Consider the following 26684-nt stretch of genomic DNA (forward strand, 5'->3'; position numbering starts at 1 on the left):
TAATAATGAATGATTAAGGAGATTTTACTCTGCAAAATTTAAAATCATTAGGTGCAAAGCACCTTTAAATATAAAAATTCCCTAAGGAAAAGTGAGAGTCCAAATTTTATATTTAGGTTCTCGAACTTTCTCTTTGAGCTTTTTACATTCATTTTTCATTATTCATCGAAAAGTGCTTTGCACTTTTCCTCTATCTATAATTTTGAATTACAACTTGAATACTAGTATTACCATTATATTCATTGATACTCGGATAAAATACTAAATCCATTACCACATCATTATACGCACCATCGTAAAGTTTCTGCAATTCCCCTTTTCCGTACTTACTACCTATTCCATCTTCAAATTCATTGATATCACCAAAATAAATAGCATCTAAAGCCTTATTTAATTTAGTTTTTAACTTTAACTTCAATACATTTCTATTCTTGCCAAGTACTGTTGCTTTTAGTATATTGATATTTTTTTCTGCAAATAAAGGTTTAGAATTTGACCTACCAAACGGCTCAAGCCTACCTAAATCATCAATTAACTGATAATTTATTTCATCCAATGGTAACACACAGTCAATAGTAACTTTTCTTAATAATTCTTCATCACTTAATGTCGTATTTTCATTTAATCTTTTTCTAAACTCATCTATGTTCTCTTCCTTTAACGAAAATCCTGCTGCCATAGGATGACCACCAAATTTTTCAAGGAGATCCTTACATTTAATCAGTTCTTCAAACATGTTATATTCCTCTATTGATCTGCCTGAACCCTTTGCTCCATGTTCTGCTTTTGTAATTATTAAAGTTGGAACATTATACTTTTCTTTTATTCTACCTGCTATAATTCCTGCTAAACTTTCATGTATATCTGGAATATATATAACGAAAACTTTATCCTGTATCATTCCATTCTTCTCTATAATTTCTATTGCAGTTTCAACACCATTCATAGTCATTTCTTTACGTTCTGCATTTAACTTAACCAATTCCTTAGCAAGCCTTACTGCATTTTCTTCATCCTCTGAAAGCAATAGTTCTAATCCCCTCTTGGCTGAATCTAACCTTCCTGATGCATTTATACAAGGTCCAATAATAAACCCCAAGTGATATACTGTTAGTGTTTTATCAGTAAGTTCACATTCTCTTATCAGCTCTTGCAAGCCTAAGTTAGTTGTTTTATTTATAAACTCTAACCCTTTTTTTACAAACACTCTATTTTCATCAACTAAGTCTACAACATCACATACTGTAGCTATAGCTAAAAATTCTATAAATTTATAACATTCTCTTTTATCTATATTAAGCGTTTCATAAAGAACTTCTACAAGTTTAAATGCCACTCCTGCCCCACATAATTGCTTAAAGGAATAACAGCATTCACTTTGCTTTGGATTCACTACTGCATCAGCACTTAAACTGACAAATTCTCTAACATTGTTTTCATTTTCAACGAATGGTATATCGTGATGATCTGTAACTATCACGGTAATTCCTAAATCTTTAGCATACTTTATTTGTTCAATAGCTGATATTCCGTTATCGCAGGTAAGAATAGTATCAACACCATCTTCCTTAGCCTGTTTTATTATATCTATATTGATTCCGTATCCATCTTTTATTCTATCTGGAATTTCGTAATCTACATTTGCATTACACCTTTTCAGCGCTTTATATAAAATGTAAATACTTATTACGCCATCTACATCATAGTCACCAACAATCCTAATTTTGCTATTTTGATCTATTTTCTCTTTAAGTATATCTACTGCTCTTTCTAAATCTTTCATTCCTCTCGGATTGTGGAACTTATCAAAGTCTGGATTTATGTAACTTTTTATCATTTCATCATCTATAATATTTCTATTCACTATAAGTTTACACACCAATTCTGTCAGTGCGTATTTTTTAGACATATGTTTATAATCAGCTTTTATATTCTTTACAAACCATCTTTCCGCCATGTTTTCCCCCTTTAATTTTGCGTAGCCGCGAAATATAAAAATACTTGCAGTATGAGTATAATTTATAGTTACATCTAAACAACCGAAATTGAATATATGTGTTTGCTCCGGTTCCCTGAAGATTTTGCTGGATGATTCTAAGAATATAAGTTGTGCCCAAAGTGCTTGCTTCAAAGACACAGCTTTGAACAAGCACATTTGGAACAACTTATATTCTAAGAATCACGACCAGCAAAATCTTCTATAAACACTGTGCAAAAACATATATTCAATTTCTTTGTTTATTGTAAATTTAAAGTAGATCCTTTTATTCAAGCAAGTATTTTTATATTTCTTTTGTAAGCAATACCTCTTCATTAATGTGCATTCTCAATTTTCTGTGCTAGGTATTTGTGTAGTACCTAAAGTAAATTGGATACAAAGAAATAAAATACATATATGTGAAGTCAGGCATTGAAATATAAGCTGATGGAATATCTTAATGGCAAGTTGTTCCACTTTTGCTTGTCCTGCGCTTGTCACAGGAGCATGCAGAAGTGGTGCAACTTTCCATTTAGATATTCCCAGCGAAATTTTTCACAGCCCTGCGGAACATATATGTATTTTATTTCGGTTGATTACCACTTCACTTTAAGTTCTGCACAATACATTTATTTCATGAACATTTTATATAACATTCCAGATGAAATTCCTTCTACTTTATGATCATATCCTAGAACTTCTAGTAATTTATATGAGAATGCCATTGCTGTTGCCGGCCCCCTGCTAGTTATAATATTTTTATCAACTACTACTGCATCTTCTAAATATTCACAATTTGGTAATTCATCCTCGTATCCTGGATAAGATGTTAAATTAATACCTTCTGTGATTCCTGCTCTCCCAAGAACTATTGGTCCTGCACAAATTGCTCCTATTAACTTACCTTCTTTATTTTGTTTTTTAATAAATCTTATTACTCTCTCATCATCTCTTAAGTTAGTTGCTCCAGGCACTCCTCCTGGAATTACAACCAAATCATACTCCATATCTTCATCAAAAATTTTATCTGCCTGAACTGATAACTCATGACTTGATTTTACCACTTTTTCTTCTCCAATCGATACTAAATCACAAGTCACATCTGCTCTTCTCATTATATCTGATACAGTTAAAGCCTCAATTTCTTCAAAACCTTCTGCTAATAATACGCATACTTTCTTCATGAAAATTCCTCCTTTAATTTAAATAAAAAGGATATTCTAAATCATCTTTAGAACATCCTCATTCTATAATTTCTCTAATTATACTTACATTATACCACCAGCACATACAAGTTAAAAGTTATAATTTATAATTAGTTTAGTGTCACATCTTTTATCTCATCATCAAGTACAATCATCATTATGTTCGTACCTCTACCGGCTCTATTTTGTAATTTAACATCATCTATTTTAACCACTGATTTCACCTTGGACTTAGAAGTTAGAAGTACTTGAGTACTATCAGACGATAAAGTGATACTATTTTCTTCATTGCTTGTGTATTTACTATGATATTTTCCAAAAATGACTGCATCCTCGTCTCTCAAGCTTATTCCTGTAACTCCTGAAGCCACTTTTCCCATAACACTAACATTTTCAACTGGGAATTTTATAGCCATTCCTTTTTTAGTTATCATTATAAGATGACCAAATTTCATTTTATTTATTTCTACTGAGACAACTTCATCATCATCAAATTTAAATTTATAGAATACTTGTCTAAAGAAGTCACCTTCAAATTCCTTTAATTGAGTCTTTTTCACCATACCCTTTTTAGTAAAAGTATATATACCTGACTCATCATCATAAATATCAATAGAAACTAAACTAATAATCTTTTCACCTTTTTCTAACTTACCTAAAAATGATTCTACTGAAATTTCTTCATTTAAAACATTCTTCATTAGAAATACCGGAACTTTATATACATATCCTTTGTTACTAAACATCAATAATTCTTTTAGTGAGTTAGTTTTAACTTTTAGAGAATCTTCTTTAATTCTTTCAAAAGATTTAAGTTTATTTTTATCTGTAATCCCCAGACTTAATTCAAAGTATTGGATCTCATCGCTATCTTCTATATTTACTATTTCATCATTTTGTGAGAAGTTGAATAGTTGAACAGGTAGTATATTTCTAGGTGTATCTTCAAGAGCTTTTACTTCAAGAGTAAACTCCAACCCTTGTTTACTTTTAACCTTTAAGAACTTATTTTCATCTTCAATCGATCTAATTGACACATCAACTAAATCATCCTCATCCCTAAGCTTTAAAGCTTGCAGCTTTGCATAAGCGGTTTGGAATTTATCCAGTGAACTTAATTTAATTCCACCATGTTTTGTTATAAATCTAAATGCTTTATTGGGGTTGAAATTTTCTAAAGATATAACCGAAACTATCTTCTCGTTTTCAAGATTCAAAGTCTTAATAATTTCATCTAATCTTTGGCCCTTTTCTTTCCACTTTAATTCCGGAATATTAATCCCCTTAGTTTGATACATAAATCCTTTATCTGTAAATATAAGAACCGTATCTTTTGTATTTGAGCTTATTAAATATTTAAGTGAATCTCCCTCTCTATATTCAATATCTTCCGGATTTGAACTTGACCTATTGTAATTTTTAAGAGGTATTCTCTTAGCAAATCCGTCTTTCGATACAGTAATCATAACGTCTTCTACTATTATCAGCTCTTCAATATCAATTTTACTTTCATTGTCATCGTGTATTATTTCAGTTCTTCTTTTATCTGAATATTTATCACTTACTTCTTGCAATTCGCTTTTAACTACTCTTAATAGTTCCTTTTCGCTTGATAATATTTTCTCAAGTTTCTTTATTAGTTTTTCAAGCTGAGCATATTCTTTTTCGAATATCTCTATTTCAAGACCTGTCAGTCTATATAACATAAGTTCTAATATTGCCTGTGCCTGTGCTTCTGAAAATTTAAATTTACTTATCAAATTATCTGATGCATCTTTCTTTGATTTTGATGCTCTAATAGTTGCTATAACTTCATCTAGTATGCTTATAGCCTTAATGAATCCTTCAACAATATGATGCCTCTTTTTAGCTACATCAAGCTCTTTTTGTGTTCTTCTTGTAATTATTTCTTTTTGATGTTCAACATAATATCTTATTATAGCTTTTAAGCTCATAGTTTCTGGTTTTCCATTAGCAAGAGCAACCATATTAAAGCTTATATTACATTGTAAATCTGTTTTCTTAAATAAATATTTCAGCACCTTATCGGCTATATCTTCATCAACGTTTTTCTTCAGTTCTACTACAGCTCTTATTCCATTTCTATCAGATTCGTCTCTTATATCTGTTATAGATTCTAATGCCTTTGCATGCCTTTTATCTCCAGTCATTTCAGATATGGTCTGAAGTATCCTAGCCTTGTTTCTTCTGTATGGAAACTCAGTTATTACAATACCTAATCTTCCATTCTCTAATTTTTCAATATTTGTTTTAGCTCTATATGCCACTTTTCCTTCGCCTGTTTCATAAGCAGACAATATTGATTTTTCACCAATTAAGATACCACCTGTAGGCAGATCTGGCCCTTTTATATGGTCCATGAGCTCTGCCGTAGTTATATCATTATTATCTATATAAGCTAAAACCCCATTAGTTACTTCTCCTAAATTATGTGGTGGTATATTAGTTGCAAGACCAACCGCTATACCAAACGTACCATTTACCAAAAGATTAGGATATCTGCTTGGCAAAACTTTTGGTTCCATCTCACTATCTGAATAGTTTAGAACCATATCAACAGTATCTTTTTCAATATCACGAAGCATTTCCATAGCTATAGGCGAAAGCCTTGCTTCCGTATACCTCATTGCTGCAGCTCCATCACCATCAATAGAACCCCAGTTTCCATGACCCTCTATTAAAGGTGCTCTTGTTGAAAACTCTTGCGCTAAGATTACCATGGACTCGTACACTGATGAGTCTCCATGAGGATGGTATTTACCTAATATATCTCCAACAATTCTTGCAGACTTATAGTAAGGTCTATCCGGAAAAGCCTTCAGCATATATGAACCGTATAAAATTCTTCTATGAACAGGTTTAAGACCATCTCTAACATCTGGAAGCGCTCTATCTTTAGCAACTTCTATCGCATATGGTAAATAATTTTCTGGCATTGCTTCCTCTAACGGTATGCCAATTATATTATTATCCCTTGGAATAAGGGGTTCATTTTTTTTTGCCATAGTTTTTCTCCTTTTTAGTTTATAAATTAAAATTCTCCGTATTTATACATATAATTCTTTCTAGGTTCAACAATATCACCCATTAAAAGTGAAACCATTTTTTCAGCTTTTGCTGCATCATCAATAGTAACTTGAAGCAATGTTCTACTTTCTGGATTTAATGTTGTATCCCACAATTGATCAGGATTCATTTCTCCAAGTCCTTTGTATCTTTGGATTAATGCTCCTTTACCAACTTGTTTTTTTACACTTTCTAGGTCATCATCGCTATATGCATACTTAGCTATAGTTTTTCCTTTTGTTTCTTTATACACTTTATATAAAGGAGGTTGAGCTAAATACAAATGCCCATTTGCTATTAATGGCCTCATATATCTATAAACATAGGTCATCCAAAGTGTCCTGATATGATATCCATCTACGTCAGCATCACTCATTATTATTATCTTGTCGTACTTCAAATCTTCTTCTCTATAATTATCTAGAGTTCCAGTTCCAATCGCAGTATTAAATATCTTTAATTCCTCTGATGCTAAAACATTTTCAAGTTTTTGCTTTTCTGTATTCATTATCTTACCTTTTGAGGGCATTATAGTTTGGAATCTTCTGTCCCTCGCTTGTTTCGCGGAACCTCCTGCTGAATCTCCCTCAACAACTATAAATTCATTTACAGTTTTATCCCTCATAGTACATACTGCAACCTTACCTGCTAGCGGTGCAGTTCCCTTACCAATTTTCTTCTTTTCTGCTTCATTTATCTTTTTAATTTTGTCTCTTCTTTTAGCAGCCTCTAAAGCATTATTTATTATACTTGTTGCTAAGGTTTTATTATCCTCAATCCATTCAGAAAATTTTGTAAAAACCAAATCATTCATCATAGTATACGCTTCATTATTACCAAGCTTAGTCTTAGTCTGACCTTCAAAAACAGGATTAGTAATTTTTATTCTTACTATAGCCGTCATTCCTTCTCTTAAGTCATCACCTTCAAACTCTTTATCCTTCTCTTTAACTAACCCAAGTTTTTTGGCCCATTCCTTAAAAGCTCTCGTCATTCCTGTTTTAAACCCTGTTTCATGAGTTCCAGCTTCAGTTGTCGGAATATTATTAACATAACTTGCAATAGTCTCAGTTGTAGAGTCAGTAAATTGAATACAAACTTCCCCATACATTTGAATATTTCCAACTGTTCTCTCGCCATCAAATATTATAGGCGTTTCATGAATTGGTGTCTTACTCTCATTTAGATAATTAATGAAATCTAAAAGTCCATTTTCTGAATAATACTCTTTAGTGATTTCTTGTCCTTTTCTTTTATCTATTAATTCTAATGTTATTCCTTTATTTTGAAATGCCAGCTCTTGTAACCTGCTGTCTATTATGTCAAATTTAAATTCAGTTGTTGAAAAAACTTCGGCATCTGGTTTAAATGTTATCCTAGTCCCAACCTTATCTGTCTTTCCAATTATCTTTAAGCCTCCGACTGCTGTTCCTGGCATATCCCTTTTTAATTCTTTGTCAAAGGCATATTCAAATCTTTGTCTATATATATTACCATTTTGATATACTTCAACTTCTAACCATTTTGATAATGCATTCACAACAGCTGCTCCAACTCCATGAAGTCCACCAGAAGTTTTATAGTTTTTATTATCAAACTTTCCTCCTGTGTGCAACTCAGTAAATACCATTTCCACTCCAGATTTCTTTTTAATTGGATGTATTCCAGTAGGTATACCTCTACCATTATCAACCACTGTAATACTTTTATCTTCATTTAAAATTATAGTAACTTTATTTCCATATCCATTTGCTATTTCATCTATGGAGTTATCAATTATTTCCCATATACAATGATGTAATCCCTTACTTCCAGTAGAACCAATGTACATACCTGGTCTTATTCTTACAGGTTCTAATTTTTCAAGTGATGTTAGATCTGTTACATCATAAGCATTAGTATTCTTTAATTCCATAAAATTCCTCCATCTTGAACACCAGTTCGTATTTTATTAAAAATTCTTCTACTCTTAAGAATATACTTCCTTTCTGCTTCATTGTCAAAAGAAACTTAGGCAGATAAGTGAGAATCCCAAAAGTTATTACTCTTATTTTATTCAAATTCCTAAATAATATTAATATTATTATCTCTCAAACTAATAAAGAGTGTACTATCAAACTCAATAATACACTCTTAAAAATACAAATTTATTAAATTTCATTAATAACTTCTTTGTAAATATAACTCAGAAACTAAAATATTACTTAGAAACTACAATTTTCAAAAAACTATACATCACATATTTCTATCTTTCTAACATGCTTAGTATGGCTCCATTCCTTATTGTTTTTATTTAAAATACCTTGAATTGTTATTGGGAACCATGTTAGTGTATAGAAACTATATAGCCAAAATCTAAAGAATAAAATTAATTCTTTCTTTCCGAGCAATATTCCTGTTAATATTAAAAATACTATGTTATATCCAAATCCTATTACCCATGCAAGCATCCAATTTTGAATACTAGTAGTTAAATACGGAACTAAAAAAACATTGCTTGAATATAAAACCATCATTATCATAAATGGTTTAGTAATTTTTCTATCAATCGCCAGTGTCAGTGGAGTAAGTAAAAATTGAATAACTGCAAATGCTTTAAATCCAAAATCACTAAATAAATAATTTATAATAAATATGTTTACACCACTAGTATTCGCCTGTATCAATGTTAATATTGTTGATATACCAATTAGTAATGTAACAAAAGGCTGTAGCACATATATTGCGCAATCAAACATATAAAATTTTCTTTGAACTATTGATTTCATAAGCAATTTAAAGAAATATCTTGAAGCAACATCTGCAAAACCTTGCATCCATCTCTTTCTTTGTGACCATGACTGCTTTAATTTTAGTGGTTTTTCATCATATATTATAGCATCATGAGCCCAACCTACTTTTTCTCCATTTAAAACAAGTTTACACGTAAACTCTAAATCTTCTGTTAAACATGTAGCACCCCAGCCCAATTTCTTTAATGTAGCTGTTTCTATCGCAAATCCTGTTCCTCCAATTTGGTTTGAAAGTCCCACATTTGCTCTGGCTAATTGATACATTCTGTTTTGAGTCCAAAAAGCTATTGAGTACGATGCTGCAATCCAAGAATCTTCTGGATTTTTACTATCTATATAACCCTGTACAACTTTATATCCTTCTCCCATTTTAGAGTTAATTTCCTTTAAGAAATCTTTATGTACTAAATTATCTGCATCAAATATTGCTATAGCATCATATTGTTTTTCCATAGCAAACAATTTTGAAAACATCCACTCTAATGCATAACCTTTACCTCTTTTGTCTTTTGCAAATCGTTCACAAACATTAACACCATAGCCTTTAGCTATTTTAGCTGTATTATCTGTACAATTATCTGCAATAACGAAAACATCATACATGTCCTTAGGATAATCTAACTTTAACATGCTCTCAATAAGACTACCAATTACAACTTCTTCATTATGTGCCGCAATTAACAATGCAAATTTGTTTTTAGGTGTATAATTCTTTTTTTCTTTTCTTCTAAATAATCCTATAAACCCTAAAACTAAATAATAACATATTATTGCAAAAACAAAAATTTGAAAAAATGCTGTTATGGTAAAAATATATTTTCCCATTACATTCACTCCTAATATTTAATGAGACCTATTCCCATTTATTATTTATATATTTACTTCGTACTATACCCATTTAATAATATTTCAACAGAAATAAAAAATCAACCCCATATTTATTAAGATAAGATTAATATTTGCCGGATTTATTTTTCAAATCCTTGTTTTCTTCTTTATATTTTTTTACTCACCGTCATTTCAGAAAATATATGCAAATTGAATATATTGAACTTTTTAACAATCAAACCATAATATACTTTAATCAAAATCTCATTATTTAATATATTGTTATTATTCTTTCTTATCTTTATAACTTTTTCAAAATATATTCTTGAATTTAAGTTTTCGATTATTCATTATATTTTCTCATAGTTCTATAAGTAATGTAACCTGCTGTTATACCTCCAATAAGCCCTCCAACATGAGCAAAGTTATCGATATTCTTTATACTTAACCCTATAAAGAGGTTTATTATTATTATTTGAATTAGACTTGATATATAATTCTTATTTATTCTATTTCTTTCTATAATTGCAAAAGCTAAAAGTGCTCCAATAAGACCAAATATTCCACCGGAAGCCCCTACCGACAAGCTATTCGGACTCATAATATAACTTAATATCGATGCCGCTATGCATGAAAAAATATACACTATGAAATATCTGTAGGTTCCATAAACTTGCTGAATTTGAGGTCCTATTATATATAGTGAATACATATTACAAGCTATATGTATTAGTCCTGAGTGCAAAAAGGCACAAGTTAATAACCTCCAAAACTGCCCTTGTTGAATTAATATATTATATTTAGCACCAAAGTATAATAACACTTTTGAATCTATGTCTATGAAATTACCTGACAAAAACGCTGTTAGTAAGAATACTATTATATTTATCCCCATTAATATTAACGTTAGTGATTTGTCCTTAAAAAATTTTTCTTCTCCTCTAACATTTTTCTCATGATTAGCATTTTCGAATATATGCCTTATTGGAATACATGAATTATCACAATAAATAACGCTAGATCTATTCCTATTTATAACAAGTTTATTTGCCATAGGTGAATTATCTGCATGTGTATATTCCTCTTTATCAGATAAAATTATCATATTTAAAGAAAATGCTTTTCCTAAAGTTTTTATATATTGAACTGCTTCTAAACAATCTATTTGTTCATTTTCTTCATCACATATCAAAATACAGTAGATACCATCTTTTAATTCCTTAATTGCAAGAAATATTTCCTTTTTGTGAAAATTACTATAATATTGTTTCATATAGAAATTTTCTCTATCTAATAAAATTTTATAAATTTCATCTCTTTTAATCCTAATCATCTTTGCCTACCTACTCTTTGAGATATTAATATGTTATTTATTAATATTATATTTACACGTTGTACTAAAGTTTAAAATGCATTTTTACTGCATTATATTAACATAGCACAACGTGTTATAGATTTTTATTAATTATATTTTTTAACGTAATAGATATATTCTTAGTAACTCTTAATTATTTTTCTATCATATCTAAAAGTTCATTAAATCTTTTAATAGTTGCCTCTATTGGCACATTCGTAGTCATATCTACTCCTGCATTTTTCAAAATATTGATTGGATAGTCACTGCCACCTGCTTTTAAGAAACCTTTATATTTCTCAACAGCCCCTTCCTTTCCTTCTAAAATATCTTTTGAAAATGCTGATGCTGCCGCATAACCTGTAGCATATTGATAAACATAAAAATCTGAATAAAAATGAGGTATTCTTGACCACTCAACATCTATTTCTTTATCAATTACTATTTCATTTCCAAAATATTTAACATTTAAGTCATGCCATGCTTTATTATAATCTTCTGCTGTTAATGGAATTCCTTGTTCTAATGTTTCATGAGTATAAAGCTCAAATTCTGCAAACATTAATTGTCTAAATACTGTTGTTCTTATTTGCTCTAATTCCTGATTTATTAAATAAAGCTTTTTCTTTTGATCAGTCTCTTTTTCGATTAAATAATGAATAAGTAATGATTCATTTGTTGTTGATGCAACTTCTGCACAGAAAAGTGTGTAATTCGCATAATAATATGACTGTTCTTTTCTTGAATAGTATGAGTGAATTGAGTGACCCATTTCATGAGCCAATGTTGATACATCGCCTAATTCATTATTATAATTTAGTAACACATAAGGCATAGTATCATATCCTCCCCATGAATATGCTCCACCTCTTTTGCCCTTATTTTCATATATATCTATCCATCCATCATTAACTCCGCTCTTAAAAATATCTAGATATTCTGTTCCTAGCGGCTTTAATGCATCTAATACAATATTTACACCTTCATTAAATTCTATTTTTTCTTTTGGAATCTCAATTACAGGAACATATAAATCATACATATGAATTTCATCTAGTCCAAGTAATTTCTTTTTAATCTGAACATATCTATGAAGAGAATTTAAATTATCGTTAATTACCTTGACTGCATTTTTATAAACCTCTAAAGGTATGTTATTAGGTTTTAGCGAAGCTTCTAATGCACTATTATATTTTCTTACTTTACTACTAAAGTTGAATGTTTTTATTGATGCAGTTAGTGATGTTGCTAAAGTATTCTTCAATTTTTCATATTCTCCGAATAGTCTTTCAAATGCAGCTTTTCTTACATCTTTATTTTTACTTCTTATAAACGAAGAATAATTTCCTTCTGTTAATTCAACCTCATTACCATCCTCATCTTCTATTTTTCCAAATGTCATATCTGCATTTGTTAAAATACTGTGTATTGCTGAAGGCGCATCTAAACAATCAGAAGCTGCTGCTAATAGTTCTTCCATTTCTTTTGATAATATGTGTGGCTTTTCCTTTAATATATCTTCAATTAAAAATTTAAAAGGTTTTAATCCTTCTACTCTATTTATTTCATCCTCAATAAACTTATCATCTAAGCTTAAAATTTCTGGAACAAAAAATGCTGTATAACTTGCAAGTTCAGCCATATATATATCTACTTTACTCATTAAGCTTTGATATGTTGAATTTGAAGTATCCTCATCATACTTTAGGTGAGCATAAACATATAAAGTTTCTGCTTTTCTAGATATCTTTTCATTCAATGCAAAGTATTCCAAGATACTTTCTCCATTTGTTAGCTTTCCTGAAAACTCTCTTAATTTGACCGCTTCTTTCTTTAGCTCTTCAAAATCATTTTCCCAATCTTCTATATTTTTATATACTTTATCAATATTCCACTTAAACTTGTCTTCAATTTCTTCTCTTTTCTTTAATTCACTCATCTTAACACACCTTTCTTTTTAGTTAATAATTCACAATAACATTCGATTCGTAACATTTAAAACTTTATTTTCTCTACTCTTCATGCTTAGTGAGAATTAATTGTTAATTATTAATCTTCTATTATTCTTGATATTCAGCTTCCTTACCTTGAATAGCTTCAAATACTAAATTCATTTCTCTTTCGATTAATGATACGACCTCCTGTATCTTTTTTTTCATAGGGTCGTAATCATCTTCATATTTAAATTTTATTATATATGTTGGATTATATTCTTCTAAGTCTTCCTCTAACACATAACCTTTTTCTGTAAATGCTTCAGTATTAAATAAATCATATATTGCTGAGTATTCCCATTCTTCTACATTTTTATTTGTATCAAAATACATATGTACTGTTTCATCTAATACATATAATTTTTTAACAAATAAAGCTCCCTCATTTACTTCAAAGCTCCCTAACTCTCTTTTTATGAATCCTGTTTCCTTATCTTTTTCTATTAATACTAAACTTGAAAAATCCATAATTTCACCATCCTATTGTTTATATCTTTTTTTATTTTTTGCAAATTATAAAACACATATAAGTTTCGATAATTTTCATATCAACCACCTTGGATTAAATATGACAATATTATTAGATACTGATGCTTATTATATGCTTCGGTAATTTCTTTATATAAAATTATATCAAAAAAGACATTTTATAACCATATAAATAAAAGTTGGCAAATTACAATCCATAATATGCTATATAACTAGAATTTACTCAAATAATTATATTTATGCCTTTTCTTTGTCAATTAGTTTTAATTTTATCTCTTGTAAAAATATGGTAATATTTTCTTATGATTATTTTAATATAACTTCTTATTATATTAAATAATCTCTCCAAAAATTCTTTAAACATTCTATAATAATAAAGGAGACAATAATTATGCTAAGTAATATACCAATTGAAGCAGAATCCTATGAATTGGATTCATTTATTTATAAAAGGAAACGAAGACTCAAAAGACATATTGTTGAGCGGACTAAAAGAAAGCGTATTTTATTTTTATCTACTTCTTTAACATTAATAATAGTGTCTGCATTTCTGATAACAAACAACATCTATTTAAGCAAAAGTTCAAAAGATTTAGGATTTGCAGTTGAATATAACTTTACCACTGGTTTCTTCTCAGATAACAAACTTCTAAGAGTACAAAAGATGTCTCTAATATATTATGATGGTGAGACCGCTATTGTTGAAGCTTCTGGACTTTCTAAAGCTCCACCTCATAAAAATACTTCATTAAAAGGAAGCTTCAAAAAAGATGAAAATAAAAGCTGGTATTTAGAAAAAAACCTCTCTTAAAATTATTATATTATACACTATTGCAAATCATTTGCAATAAAGTGTATAATATAATAATGTTTTAAGGAGTTGATGATTTGATTACTATAAATAATTTATCGTTTTCATATACAAAAGGAACTGATTTACTAAAAGATATTAATCTTAATATACCCAAAGGAATTTATTTATCTATCCTTGGTGAAAATGGTAGTTGTAAAAGTACATTAATAAAACTTATATTAGGTCTTTTGAAACCTGATAACGGCTCAATAATTTTAGATTCTAATAAAATTTCTTACGTTTCACAACGACTTGATAACTTTAACGCTGATTTTCCAATAACAGTTAAGGAAGTACTTTCCTGCCATGCGAAAATAGTTGGTGCAAAAACATCAAAATGTATTCATGATTCTTTAAAAAAAGTTAATATGCTTGAATTTAGCAATAACTTAATTGGGAATCTTTCAGGTGGACAACAACAGAGAATTTTTATAGCAAGAGCTTTAATTGGAAATCCAGATTTAATAATACTAGATGAACCTTCAACCGGAATAGATGAAAAGAGTCAAAGTGAGATTTATCCATTACTCCAAAATTTAAACAAAGAATTTGGGAAAACTATTATTTCTGTTGAACATAATACAAATGTCGCATTAAAATACTCAACGCATATTTTAAAAATAGAAAATTCTACTATGAAATTATACACAAAAGAAAATTTCAGGAAACACTTAGAATCTGAAAATTCATTTTCTAACATAATTTAAGGCACAATCAAGAAAATAATAGACCGCTATGCGCAGGATTTACTTCATTGTCTGACGTCAAATATGCGTCGCATCTTTGGTCCACTATTTTCTTTCATGTGCCTAAATATTTAAGCTTTGATTTAGGAAGGGTAACACTTATGTTCGAATTAGGTTTTATGCAAAATGCATTTATTGCAGGTTTTATTGTATCTTTATTGTGCCCATTTATAGGGCTTTTTATTGTGCTTAGACGTTATTCAATGATTGGGGATACGTTATCTCACTCTTCTTTTGCTGGGGTTGCCATAGGTCTACTAGTTGGAACTGATCCAATTTTAACTGCGTTCCTATTTACTAGTGGTTGCGCTCTTGTAATTGAATATTTAAGAACCTACTACAAAAAATATGCTGAACTTGTGATGTCCATTGTTTTGACATTAAGTTTGGGAATAGCAATTATTTTAATAAGTAGTGGTAAAGCTGCTGCCAAGGTTGATTCATTTTTATTTGGTAGTATTCTAACTGTAACAGTTTCAGACATTGTTCTTATAGCTATTGTTGGCGGAATCTGCCTTATTATCCTATTGTTTATTTATAATAAACTAATTTATGTAACTTTTGATGAAAATGCAGCGAAGACTGCTGGTATTAATGTTAAATTAATAAATTACATTTTTACATTACTTGTTGGCGCAACAATTACTATTTCAATTCGTGTAATGGGAATCCTTGTTGTTTCTTCAATAATAGTAGTGCCTGTAGCAACTGCTATGCAACTAAAAAAAGGATTTACCAAAACCTTAATATTCGCTATTATCTTTGGTTTCTTAGATGTTATGATCGGCCTTGTACTTTCGTACTACATAAATAGCGCACCTGGTGGTACGATAGCTTTAACTTCTGTCATAATATTGCTGTTAACATTAACTTTTAAAAGATTCTTTAACTATGAAAATTCTTAAAATACAGGCATTGCGAAGAACTCGAAGTATAAAACTACTTGCAGTATGAGGGTAATTTAAGTTTACTACAAAACAACCGAAAGGGAATATATGTGTTTGCTTCGGTTCTTGGAAGATTTTAATGAACACTGCGCAAAAACATATATTCCCTTTCTTTGTTTAGTAGTGAATTAAAATAAGAATATACTAATGCAAGTATATTTATATTTCTCGAGTTAGCAGTACCTTAAATGAAGTATATTTGCAATCTTTAATGCATTTTATATCCTCATAGTACAACAAATATATAATCTTTGAGGAGATATCTGTGAGTACTTAAAGTAATGGTAAAACAAAGAAAGAGAATACATATATGTGGAGCAGGCATCGAAAAATAAGCTGCTGCATATCTTAAGGGGAAGTTGTTCCATGTCTGCTTGTCATGCGCTTGTCGCAGGAACATGCAGACGTGGGTACAACTTGACCTTTAGATATGCTCAGCGAGATTTTTCATAGTCCTGAGGAACATATATGTATTCTCTTTCGGTTGTTCACGATTCACTTTTGATACTTCACAATAGCTATAAAATATTCTTCTAGTATTTCTACAAATTTAACCATATTTTCGGGATATATTTGACCTATGTTTGCTATTCTAAATGTATCTTCTGAATTTATTTTTCCTGGGTAGATTGTAAATCCTTTATTATATAAATAATCATGCAGACTATCAAAACTATAACCTTCAATCTTAGGTTCAATTATTGAAGTTAAGAGCATAGATGATGCTTTTTCACTTACTAATCGTTTTAAATTAAGTTTATCTAATCCATTCCATAAGATTTTGCAGCAAGCCTCATATCTTTCATATCGCTTTTCAATCGTTTCCTTTTTTGCTTCTATTATGGCCTGCTTTAAGGCATACAATACCTGTACCGGCGGAGTAAATCTCATTTGATAATTATCTTTAAAATATAGGTACTGTTTATATATATTAAGGTAGAGATTTCTTGGCTTTATACTATTGGTCTTTTCTAATGACTCTTTATTAGCTATTACAAAGCTTATTCCTGCCATTCCCTGAATACATTTATTTGAACTTGATGCTAAATAGGTAATGTTCATTTTATGCATATTTATAGGAATTCCGGCAAAAGAACTCATAGCATCTACTATCATTTCTATATCATATTTATTGCAAATTTCACCAATTGACTTTATATCATTTAATATTCCAGTTGTAGTTTCATGATGAATTACAGCTAGATGACTTATATGAGTCTTTTCATTTGATGAGTTATGTGCTTTTATAAGGTCTTCTAGCACACTTAAGTTAATTTCCTCTGTAGGTGAGCTATTATATTCTCTATAATTCAAATTATATATTTCTGCCATTTCAACAATTCTTTTGCCATAAGCCCCATTATTAATTATCAATATTGTATTATCACCTACAACTGAACTTATAATTGCTTCAACTGCTGCTGTTCCTGAACCACCAAATAAAACAGTTGTATATTCATCATTTGATCCAACAAAACTTGTAAGTTCTTTAGATACAAATTCCATAATATCTCCAAACTCTTTTTCTCTTGGGCAAATATCAGGTACAACTTGAGCAAGCTTTACTGTATCTGAAGTAGTCGCTGGTCCAGGATTTAATAATATATTTCTTTTAATCTCCAAGTTAAACCCTCTCCTAACCCTCTAAAAATTTCATAAACATTTCTTTATTTTCAATTGGCGTTGTAGTCGGTCTTCCTAAATCTTTTCTTGCACCTTTTTTCACCTTTATTTCTAAAAATATAGGACCTTCTATATCAACTATTTCTTCAGCCAAATTTAGCAAATCTGCTTCTGAGCTGCATGAGTAGCATTTCTTGTATCCACAAGCCTTTGCTATAGCTAAAGTATCTACTTCAAACCCTACAGTATCTTGACCTCCTACTGAATCATGAGCCCCATTATTTATCAGTATATGTCTGAAATTCCTAAGCTTTTGATTTCCTATTATGGCTAATCCCCCAAGATGCATTAATAAAGCTCCATCTCCATCAATGCAGTAAATTTCCTTCTCTTTTTTACTTAATGCAATTCCTAAAGCAATTTGAGATGCATGTCCCATAGAACCTACTGTTAAAAAATCCTTACTATGATTATGTCCATGTTTTTCCCTTAATTCAAAAAGTTCTCTAGATGTCATTCCTGTAGTTGATACAACTACTGAACTTTTGTCAATTTTAGATATTAATATTTCTATAGCTTTTTCCCTAGTCATATTAAAATTAGAAATCGTATTATTCTTAAGCTTATACTCACTAAAAGTGTTATTTTTAACTACCAATGCATATGGTTCACTATTTTCCTTCATATAAATACATGCTTTTTCTATTCTCGATTTCATTTCATCACTGCTCATAGTTTCATCTAAAATATCGTATTTAATATTCAATATTTCAAGAGTTTGAGTTGTTATTAACCCTTGTTTCTTATGCTGAGGTTCATCTTTTACATTTGGCTCACCTCTCCAGCCAATCAATAAAAGCATTGGTATACTATATACCAGTTTATCAGCAAGGGAAACAATAGGATTTAAAGCATTTCCAATACCAGAATTCTGCATATATACAAGCCCAATTTTCTTCGTTGCAAGATAATATCCGCATGCTAACCCTATAGCATTCCCTTCATTAGCCGAAACAATATTTTTCTCACTAATTACATTATCCTTAATATACGCGCAGAAATATTTCAACAACGAATCAGGAACTCCAGTAAAGAAATCTATATCATTATTCAATAATTCATCATAAAAATCTTTAACATCAATCATTTAATTCAACCCCTATTTTATCTAATTAATAATTAATGATGAATGATCATAGTGGAAATTCCCCTGGAATTTCCTCCTTAATTGTTCATCAATAATCATTCATTCTTAATTACATCTATCACATTCCACCAGGAATTAAAGTTAGTATTTCTTTTATTGGCATACAATTTATAGATGCCTCTTTCGATCTACCATTTTCTAGAATACTCTTTGCTGTATTTACCATAGCAGGATATGCACTTCTTATTAAATGATTAGCATATATAATCACATTAATCCCTAACTCAACTAATTCATCCTCTTTCATAAAATTATATGAAGTTGGAACTACTACTAAAGGCACTCTATTTTCAAATTCATTGTATTTTCTACAAAACTCAGTTATCTCTTTTCCGTCCTTCTCTTTGCTGTGAATCATTATTCCATCTGTTCCGGCTTCAATATAAGCCTTTGCTCTTTTTAAAGCATCATCCATTCCCGCACCCGCAATTAAGCTTTCAATTCTTGAAACTATCATAAAATCAGCAGTAACTCTAGCTTCCCTTCCAGCTCTTATCTTATCGCAAAAATGTTCTATAGTGTCTTGTGTTTGTTCTACTTCAGTTCCAAACAATGAATTCTTCTTAAGCCCCGTCTTATCTTCAATTATTATTGCCGACACTCCAAGTCTTTCTAAAGTTTTAACTGTATAAACAAAATGTTCAATTTGTCCGCCTGTGTCACCATCAACAATAATCGGTTTTGTCGTAACTTCTAAAATGTCATTTATTGTATTTAATCTTGATGTTAGATCTACTAATTCGATATCTGGTTTTCCTTTCGCTGTCGAGTCACATAAGGAACTAATCCACATACCATCAAACTCTTTTATTTTCCCATCTTTCTCTACTTTAGTTTTCTCAACAATTAATCCTGTTAATCCATTATGGGATTCAAGTATTCTTACTGGTTTCTTTGAGTAAATTAATTCCTTTAAGCTTTTCATTCTCATTTGAGGTGTTATACCAATTCGTGCAAGTTCTTCATCTAACTTTGAAATTGAAACCCCTTTAGTATATGGAACTTCAACAAGTTCTCCTCCCCATTCCTTTATTGAAGCTATAACCTTTTCCCTGAATTCCTTTTGAGCACCTTCCATCCAATCATCACCATGTACCACATAATCTGGCTTAAGTTTTCTTAGATTTCCAACTTGATTTAAACTATCCTGTGGGATTACAGACACAACCCCCTTGATATTACTAACTACTTCTTTTCTTTCCTCATATTTCATTATAGGATTTCTCCAATAGCCACGTATAACATCATCAGTATGTAATCCTACTATTATATCTCCAAGTTTTCTAGCCTCATTTAATACATTTAAATGTCCCTGATGAATTATATCAGCACTCATTGCAACATAAACTGTTTTCATATTTTTACACTCTCCTGAACTTTCATAATTATTGTTTTTTGAAATCCATCTAATTAACCTATTTTTTCTTCCATACTCTTTTCTAATTTAGGGATAATAATGCTTTTTATCCTTTCAAGATGATTTTTATCATCAACTTCTCCCCATACTAAGTTATCAATTCTTAAGTACCCGACTTTTCTATTCTTAGCAGCATCAAAAATTGCACTTTCGTAATCATATTTTTTAGCCTTATTGTTTTCTTCTTTTAAAAAATAACTGTCTTTGTGATCATATATTTTATTACTAAAATTTTTATATTGCTTTAACATCTCTTTATACAACTCTAATGATATTTTTGAAATTCCAACTAATTCTCCGTATACATTTTTTATTTCTTCTTTATTTTTTGATATTTTATAAAGATTATTTTCTCTAACTTCTACATAGCATTCATCGCCAGAATTAGTTTTACCACTTAGCAGTACACAATCATCCTTTTCATAATTAATCGTCTTAATTAATCCATACACTTCATATATAAGATCACTTTCAAGCAATAAAAAATCCTCTTTTAATTCGTCTTCTAATATTGCAAGAGATGTCATACTCCCCGTTGCCTTATACTTCCTATTCCTTTTTGTAATTATATAGTTTTTTTCTTTTGCAAATTCATCATAAACCCCATGTAAATGACCTGTCACAATATAAATTTTTTCTATACCCAAACTTCTTAACTTTTCAATTGATCTTTCAACTAAGCTTTTTCCGTTTATATTTATCAATCCTTTTGGCAACATATCATTAGTGATATCCTGCAATCTTGATCCCATTCCAGCAGCTAAAATTACAGCTGTTTTTACTTTACTCATGAATTTACGCTCCTTCCTAATTACTAAAAACTAATTTTATAATTCAATTCTTAAAATCACATTTAAAATACTAATGATTAACTTCTTGCAAAGTTCATTTTATGAACAATGTTATAATATCAGTTTTCATTGTTCAAAACAATATGTTCATGTTAAAATTTTACTAACTTTCAGAAATGTATTTTTATTACTTTAAATCCCTTTTAAAAAAACTTTTTCTAATTTAACAAAAAAAGCTATATCAAAAGATTCAATAATCATTTTGATATAGCTTATAATTAATTTAATTTTTATTTTATTATTTTACTACCGTATTTGTTGTTGTAGTTATAGCTGTGTCTGTTGGCATTAATAATTTATTAAAATCCTGTTGTGTAGTTTTAAATAAACTAGTTGGGAAAGTTATTGCTTTAACTTCACTCTTAGTATCTGAAGTATTTAAAACTAACGAAATATTTCCTACATCTTTAATTTTTAAATTCATATTAAAATTTGAAGTGTAGCTAGTATCTGTAAATACTTCTTTTGAATTAACAGTAGATCCAGCTAATACTGTCTTAAGCTCAGTTAAACTTGTATTAAATTGTGCATCATTAACTGACGCTTTAATTTGTGTAAGGCTTTCAGCTGGTAATCCTAACTTAAAAGTAGTATTAATATTATCTATGTTATTTCCTGCAGATTTTGCAACCTTTCCAACTAAGTCTACAGTTTTATCTGCATCAAGATCAATAGTATATGATCTTCCATTTTGAACAAAAGGAATATCTAAATCGCTATTTTCTCCAAATATTAATTTTCCTAATTGAACCATTGAATCTGGCTGGGTTGTTAATGATTTTATTTTATCAACATCAATTCCTGTAGATCCAGCATCAATACCAATATAATCTTCTTTTATATTAGTTAATCCAGTAGGTACAGCTTGTCCAGTTAGTGTATATATTCCTTCATAAAAACTCTTATTTATATAGCTAGTAGTTCCATCTGAATATCCTTTAAGTTCAGGAATATTAAATTTACCGGCTGGATCAGTAAATTTAATGTCTACATATGATTGCTTCCCTGCTGTATACCCATTCGCAGTGATATTTATTTGTTCCTTTATTCCTTGTGCATCAACATTAACTGTACCTTCAATACTCGATGTTGTTGCTTCCCATTTTGCTACATTGGAAAATTCTCTTGAATAGTTAAGAGTAGCTTGGCTACATCCTGCCATTGTTCCAACAGTTAACGCTGCTGTCATCATAAATGCTAAAGCTTTTTTTAATTTCATTTTGAGTTCCTCCTGAAAATAATTCTTATTTATGATAAAAATACAATACATGTTAATAATTTACTTTATATCATACTCTTATTATACATATTTTTTATTAATAAATACTAGTATAAATATTAAATTAATCTTAATTTATACTTAAGTTTTTATAATTTAATTTATCTACTAGTATTTATTATATCATATCTCTTTTGACTTACAGATTTTATATGAAATTAAGTAAGACAAGTACCCTGCAACACAAAGAATTAGAGCAGCTATAAGAATCAATTCAACACTATTACTGAATATATAATTTAGCGAATTTATAAAATTTTCTATACTAAAACTACCACTTTCAAATAAAAATGACGGTAATCCGAAAATCAAAAATGCTGGCAAGAGATATACTAATATAGATATTGCTTTTCCTTTTTCCATTCCAAACTTATAGTATATTGGATATTGGATAAAGCAAGTTATTAGACTTAAAATCCCACAAAAAGACATCACTATAACTTCGAAGCCGTGAAACTTTTGTACCGTGTATAGATATGCTATAATAACTCCATCTATTAGGAATAATACTGCAGCTATACTTATTAAGTATAGAAATCTTCCACACACCATTTCTGAAACCTTGCATGGAAACATATAGTACATTTGGGTACTCTTTTCGTTACTTTGCGTACTAAATGGAATAGTTGCAAAAATAATTAGAAAGAAAAATAAATATGAAAGTCCCATATATATACTCCCCGAAAACATAAATAATGCACAAAATATTGCTGGTGCAAGCACATAAAACTTTATACTCTCTTTAATTAATCTCAAATCAAACTTAAAGTAACTTATCACATTATTCATTGTTTCAATTCCTCCTCATTCCACTAATATAAAATACTATAATTTCATCCATAGATGGTTTTTCTAGTAATAAGTTTTCATTAATATATTGCTTATCTTTTGAGCTAATCAATCCCTCAAAGCCGTAGCTAGAACTCTTATGTCCTATTAATTTTTCTCTTAATTCTTCTGTAAGATCTTCTATTCCACCTTTAACTAATAAATGACTCTCTAATATATTTTCAGTGGTGTCATAAAATACTTTTTCTCCCTTATTAATAAAGAATAAATAGTCAGTTATTTTTTCTAAATCACTTGTTATGTGAGTAGAAAATAATACGCTTCTTTCACCATCTGCTATATACTCTTGTAATATTTCTAAAATTTCACTTCTAATTACAGGGTCAAGGCCACTTGTTGGCTCATCTAATAAAAGTAATTTTGTATCTCTAGATAAAACACTCGCAAAAGATAGTTTTACTTTCATACCCTTTGAAAACTCCTTAATTTTTTTCTTGTAAGGAAGCTGCCATCTCTCAACATATTCTCTAAATTTATCTTCGTTAAATGAAATATAAAAATCTTTCATAGTCGCTATTACATCCTTTAATGTAAAACAGGTTGGGAAATAACATTCATCTCCAATGAATCCAATCATATTCTTATATCCAGCTTCATCCTCATTATATTCTTTTCCGAATATTCTTATTTCTCCACTATCTTTCTTAATCTGATTCATTATTAATTTTATTGTAGTGGTTTTACCTGCTCCATTTTGACCAATGTATCCTAATATATATCCTTTAGATAAACTTAGATTTATATTATTTATATTAAATCCATCAAAAGTTCTATTTAAATTTTTTATTTCAAGTGCATCCATATCTATCTACTCCTAAATCATACTTTTAGTTATTATATTTATAAATTAGATATTACATCTATAATCAGAATTCTCTATAGTTGCTTTAAATGACTGTATTATATTTGTTCATCTAGTAGCGCTTTTAAAATTACGATAAGTTCATCATTAGAAATATTAGCTAATTTCCCATTCTCAATAGCAAGCATCAATGCTTCTTCAATTTTCTTTAAATACTGTTCTCTTACTAACTCGCTATCCTTTGGAAGCACATAACTGCCTTTTCCTCTAAGAGTAGCTATAAACCCCTCATTTTCGAGATCTGAATAAGCTCTCGTCGTTGTAATAACACTTATACCCAAATCTTTTGCCAGCTGCCTTATAGATGGTAAAAATTCATTTTCGGCAATGGCTCCTGATAAAATCTGTTCCTTGATTTGAGTTTTTATCTGCTCGTAAATTGGCAAATCCGATTTATTAGAAAGTAATATTTTCAAACTATCACTTCGCCTCCTTTGTGTTTATACTGTATATATACAATATATACAGTATAAACAGTTTTGTCAATACCTTTATTTTAATCACTTAAGTTTAATAGACTTTTCTTTGCTTTCATCGCACTGCCTAGTAATACTAATTTAATTTTCTAGCCTCTTACTCTCTTCAGACATTTATAATTATTAAACTGAAAAGCAAAAAAAGCCTTTAGACAATTTTATATCATCTAAAGGCTCCCTAATTTTAGTTTATTATACCATCATTAATTAAATATTATTCTAGTTTCCTTCTATAGCAATCTTATTACTACTATTGCTATTATAAACTTCCTTATCTAATTCGTTAAAACCTTTAGCCACAGTTACTGCTGTTACCATAGCTCCATCAACATTAAGCATTGTACGTGCCATATCTAAAATTGGATCTATTGCAAGTATCGCTCCTGCAAGTGGGAAGAAGCTTCCCATTCCCATACCCGATATTACTACCGACACTGACATTATTGCTGTTCCTGGTAAACCCGCTATACCAAAAGAACTTACAATTATAATAACTACTAGCATAGCATAAAAGCTAAAATCCATTGGTGTTCCAGACATATTTGCGATTGTTATTGCCATAAGCGCAGGATATATAGCTGCACATCCATTCATAGCCATATTGGCACCTAAACTTCCGGCAAAAGTTGCAATCCCTTTATCAACTCCAACTTTTTTATTTAAAGTTTCAATTGTAACCGGCAGCGTTCCAAGACTTGAACGAGAAGTAAATGCTAAAACTAATGGTTCAATAACATTTTTTAAATATTGAATTGGATTCAATCCATTTAGTGATATTATTACAAGATGAATTACAAAAACAATAAGTACACTTACATATAATGCAACAATAAAATTGACCACATTAATTATTGCCGTTACACCTTTTGATGCAACTGTATTTGCAAGTAATGGTAATACTGCATAAGGCATAAATCTAATAACTGTTTGAGCGACACTAGTCATTATTTTATAAAACGCTTCAATTACATCTATTGCAGGCTTTATAACCTCTTCATGAGCTTTATTTAATTTTCTTATTGCAATCCCAAGGAATGCAGCAAATATAACAACTGCTACTATATTTGCATCTGCCGCTGCTTTTATCGGATTTGCAGGTAAAAGCCCTCTTACTGTGTCTACTAAAGAGGTAATTTCTTTCATTTCTACTTTACTTTGAACTGCTTCCACTCCAATTCCAAGCTTAAACATATTTCCTACTATTATTGCAACTATTGATGCGATTGCTGTAGTTCCAAGTAGAACAAATATAGATCTTGATGTTAATTTCCCCAAACTTTGATTTTCATTCATACTTATTATAACTCTTAGCATTGATAGAAAAACTAGCGGTACTACTAGCATCTTTAACAGATCCATAAATCCACCACCTACTAATCCATACCATTTAGTAACTTCTCCTATCCATTTAACATCATCTGTACTACCTGGAAACCCAGCTATGAACTGTATGATTACACCAAGCAGCAACCCTATTCCTGTTGATAAAAGCATACGTTTTGAAAAATTTACTCCTGCTTTCTCTAATTTATAAATTCCAAAAAATAATCCAATTAAAACTGCTATAAATATAATTGGCTGGAAACTAGTAATCATAATAAATTTAGTAAAAAATGTACTATCCATAAATATCCTCCTATTATTCTGATAATTCCTATAAGATTGGTATGTTTTTATATTATCAATTCAGAGTTTATATGTCAACATTAAATAATTGTATATATTTTTTTTGAAAACATATACCTTTTGTTAATTTGTTTATCTTTATTAGCATTTTCTTAAAAATTATCATAAAATCGAACATAAAAATAACTACTATAATAATAGATCTTAATTTTCAAAAATCT

At 29.6% G+C, this 26684-nt stretch carries 20 protein-coding genes; 3 read left to right on the top strand and 17 right to left on the bottom strand.

What is annotated here, in order from left to right:
- Positions 1 to 190: 190 nt before the first annotated feature.
- From recJ to D2A34_RS02320, 8 genes are all read right to left on the bottom strand, one after another.
- Positions 191 to 1957 carry a single-stranded-DNA-specific exonuclease RecJ gene (gene recJ / locus D2A34_RS02285; RefSeq protein ID WP_079438785.1) on the bottom strand — a complete coding sequence of 589 codons (1767 nt, stop codon included), beginning with the start codon at positions 1955 to 1957 and terminating at the stop codon, positions 191 to 193.
- 650 nt (positions 1958 to 2607) lie between these two features.
- Positions 2608 to 3162 (bottom strand): DJ-1 family glyoxalase III, encoded by a 555-nt coding sequence (locus D2A34_RS02290; protein WP_119365611.1) that lies wholly within the window; start codon positions 3160 to 3162, stop codon positions 2608 to 2610.
- Between the two features lie 131 nt (positions 3163 to 3293).
- Entirely contained in the window at positions 3294 to 6209 is a 2916-nt protein-coding gene (locus D2A34_RS02295) for a DNA topoisomerase IV subunit A (RefSeq protein WP_119365612.1), read from the bottom strand.
- Between the two features lie 26 nt (positions 6210 to 6235).
- Positions 6236 to 8185 carry a DNA gyrase/topoisomerase IV subunit B gene (locus tag D2A34_RS02300; RefSeq protein ID WP_079438788.1) on the bottom strand — a complete coding sequence of 650 codons (1950 nt, stop codon included), beginning with the start codon at positions 8183 to 8185 and terminating at the stop codon, positions 6236 to 6238.
- A gap of 313 nt (positions 8186 to 8498) precedes the next feature.
- Positions 8499 to 9887: a glycosyltransferase family 2 protein gene (locus D2A34_RS02305; protein WP_079438789.1), complete on the bottom strand. Its 1389-nt coding sequence runs from the start codon at positions 9885 to 9887 to the stop codon at positions 8499 to 8501.
- Between the two features lie 346 nt (positions 9888 to 10233).
- A complete protein-coding gene (locus D2A34_RS02310) occupies positions 10234 to 11223 on the bottom strand; it encodes a rhomboid family intramembrane serine protease (protein WP_119365613.1) in 990 nt (329 codons plus the stop codon).
- A gap of 175 nt (positions 11224 to 11398) precedes the next feature.
- Complete coding sequence (gene pepF / locus D2A34_RS02315) at positions 11399 to 13183, bottom strand: oligoendopeptidase F (RefSeq protein ID WP_119365614.1); 1785 nt, start codon at positions 13181 to 13183, stop codon at positions 11399 to 11401.
- A 121-nt stretch (positions 13184 to 13304) separates the two neighbouring features.
- A complete protein-coding gene (locus tag D2A34_RS02320; RefSeq protein ID WP_079438792.1) occupies positions 13305 to 13706 on the bottom strand; it encodes a DUF6762 family protein in 402 nt (133 codons plus the stop codon).
- A 412-nt stretch (positions 13707 to 14118) separates the two neighbouring features.
- Here D2A34_RS02320 and D2A34_RS02325 point away from each other — a divergent pair, with 412 nt between their 5' ends.
- From D2A34_RS02325 to D2A34_RS02335, 3 genes are all read left to right on the top strand, one after another.
- A complete protein-coding gene (locus D2A34_RS02325; RefSeq protein WP_079440303.1) occupies positions 14119 to 14538 on the top strand; it encodes a hypothetical protein in 420 nt (139 codons plus the stop codon).
- A gap of 77 nt (positions 14539 to 14615) precedes the next feature.
- Complete coding sequence (locus D2A34_RS02330) at positions 14616 to 15287, top strand: metal ABC transporter ATP-binding protein (RefSeq protein WP_079440304.1); 672 nt, start codon at positions 14616 to 14618, stop codon at positions 15285 to 15287.
- Positions 15288 to 15427: 140 nt separating this feature from the next.
- Positions 15428 to 16231, top strand: coding sequence for a metal ABC transporter permease (locus D2A34_RS02335; RefSeq protein WP_079440305.1), 804 nt, complete (start codon positions 15428 to 15430; stop codon positions 16229 to 16231).
- 537 nt (positions 16232 to 16768) lie between these two features.
- Here the strand turns inward: D2A34_RS02335 and D2A34_RS02340 are convergent.
- The 9 genes from D2A34_RS02340 to D2A34_RS02380 all read right to left on the bottom strand — a co-directional run bounded on the left by D2A34_RS02340 (position 16769) and on the right by D2A34_RS02380 (position 26463).
- A complete protein-coding gene (locus D2A34_RS02340) occupies positions 16769 to 17896 on the bottom strand; it encodes a 2-aminoethylphosphonate aminotransferase (protein ID WP_119365615.1) in 1128 nt (375 codons plus the stop codon).
- A 13-nt stretch (positions 17897 to 17909) separates the two neighbouring features.
- Positions 17910 to 19043: a phosphonopyruvate decarboxylase gene (gene aepY / locus D2A34_RS02345; RefSeq protein WP_119365616.1), complete on the bottom strand. Its 1134-nt coding sequence runs from the start codon at positions 19041 to 19043 to the stop codon at positions 17910 to 17912.
- Positions 19044 to 19161: 118 nt separating this feature from the next.
- The gene (gene aepX / locus D2A34_RS02350) at positions 19162 to 20460 is read right to left on the bottom strand and encodes a phosphoenolpyruvate mutase (RefSeq protein ID WP_079440308.1); all 1299 of its coding nucleotides are present in this window, start codon (positions 20458 to 20460) and stop codon (positions 19162 to 19164) included.
- Positions 20461 to 20513: 53 nt separating this feature from the next.
- Positions 20514 to 21311, bottom strand: a complete 798-nt coding sequence (locus tag D2A34_RS02355) for a phosphocholine cytidylyltransferase family protein (RefSeq protein ID WP_079440309.1) — start codon at positions 21309 to 21311, stop codon at positions 20514 to 20516.
- Positions 21312 to 21609: 298 nt separating this feature from the next.
- Positions 21610 to 22590, bottom strand: coding sequence for a hypothetical protein (locus D2A34_RS02360; protein WP_079440310.1), 981 nt, complete (start codon positions 22588 to 22590; stop codon positions 21610 to 21612).
- Between the two features lie 183 nt (positions 22591 to 22773).
- Entirely contained in the window at positions 22774 to 23439 is a 666-nt protein-coding gene (locus D2A34_RS02365) for an ABC-2 transporter permease (RefSeq protein ID WP_079440311.1), read from the bottom strand.
- 4 nt (positions 23440 to 23443) lie between these two features.
- On the bottom strand, positions 23444 to 24301 hold the full coding sequence (locus D2A34_RS02370; protein ID WP_119365617.1) for an ABC transporter ATP-binding protein: 858 nt from the start codon (positions 24299 to 24301) through the stop codon (positions 23444 to 23446).
- Positions 24302 to 24399: 98 nt separating this feature from the next.
- Positions 24400 to 24777, bottom strand: coding sequence for a GntR family transcriptional regulator (locus tag D2A34_RS02375; protein ID WP_119365618.1), 378 nt, complete (start codon positions 24775 to 24777; stop codon positions 24400 to 24402).
- Between the two features lie 279 nt (positions 24778 to 25056).
- The gene (locus D2A34_RS02380; RefSeq protein ID WP_119365619.1) at positions 25057 to 26463 is read right to left on the bottom strand and encodes a cation:dicarboxylate symporter family transporter; all 1407 of its coding nucleotides are present in this window, start codon (positions 26461 to 26463) and stop codon (positions 25057 to 25059) included.
- Positions 26464 to 26684: the final 221 nt, after the last annotated feature.

The sequence above is a fragment of the Clostridium chromiireducens genome (assembly GCF_003575225.1).
In the GTDB taxonomy this organism is placed as follows: domain Bacteria; phylum Bacillota; class Clostridia; order Clostridiales; family Clostridiaceae; genus Clostridium; species Clostridium chromiireducens.

Bases quoted from the DNA above. Each gene is read 5' to 3' on its own strand.
- recJ (WP_079438785.1), bottom strand. From the start codon at position 1,957: ATGGCGGAAAGATGGTTTGTAAAGAATATAAAAGCTGATTATAAACAT.
- D2A34_RS02290 (WP_119365611.1), bottom strand. From the start codon at position 3,162: ATGAAGAAAGTATGCGTATTATTAGCAGAAGGTTTTGAAGAAATTGAG.
- D2A34_RS02295 (WP_119365612.1), bottom strand. From the start codon at position 6,209: ATGGCAAAAAAAAATGAACCCCTTATTCCAAGGGATAATAATATAATT.
- D2A34_RS02300 (WP_079438788.1), bottom strand. From the start codon at position 8,185: ATGGAATTAAAGAATACTAATGCTTATGATGTAACAGATCTAACATCA.
- D2A34_RS02305 (WP_079438789.1), bottom strand. From the start codon at position 9,887: ATGGGAAAATATATTTTTACCATAACAGCATTTTTTCAAATTTTTGTT.
- D2A34_RS02310 (WP_119365613.1), bottom strand. From the start codon at position 11,223: ATGATTAGGATTAAAAGAGATGAAATTTATAAAATTTTATTAGATAGA.
- pepF (WP_119365614.1), bottom strand. From the start codon at position 13,183: ATGAGTGAATTAAAGAAAAGAGAAGAAATTGAAGACAAGTTTAAGTGG.
- D2A34_RS02320 (WP_079438792.1), bottom strand. From the start codon at position 13,706: ATGGATTTTTCAAGTTTAGTATTAATAGAAAAAGATAAGGAAACAGGA.
- D2A34_RS02325 (WP_079440303.1), top strand. From the start codon at position 14,119: ATGCTAAGTAATATACCAATTGAAGCAGAATCCTATGAATTGGATTCA.
- D2A34_RS02335 (WP_079440305.1), top strand. From the start codon at position 15,428: ATGTTCGAATTAGGTTTTATGCAAAATGCATTTATTGCAGGTTTTATT.
- aepY (WP_119365616.1), bottom strand. From the start codon at position 19,043: ATGATTGATGTTAAAGATTTTTATGATGAATTATTGAATAATGATATA.
- aepX (WP_079440308.1), bottom strand. From the start codon at position 20,460: ATGAAAACAGTTTATGTTGCAATGAGTGCTGATATAATTCATCAGGGA.
- D2A34_RS02355 (WP_079440309.1), bottom strand. From the start codon at position 21,311: ATGAGTAAAGTAAAAACAGCTGTAATTTTAGCTGCTGGAATGGGATCA.
- D2A34_RS02360 (WP_079440310.1), bottom strand. From the start codon at position 22,590: ATGAAATTAAAAAAAGCTTTAGCATTTATGATGACAGCAGCGTTAACT.
- D2A34_RS02365 (WP_079440311.1), bottom strand. From the start codon at position 23,439: ATGAATAATGTGATAAGTTACTTTAAGTTTGATTTGAGATTAATTAAA.
- D2A34_RS02370 (WP_119365617.1), bottom strand. From the start codon at position 24,301: ATGGATGCACTTGAAATAAAAAATTTAAATAGAACTTTTGATGGATTT.
- D2A34_RS02380 (WP_119365619.1), bottom strand. From the start codon at position 26,463: ATGGATAGTACATTTTTTACTAAATTTATTATGATTACTAGTTTCCAG.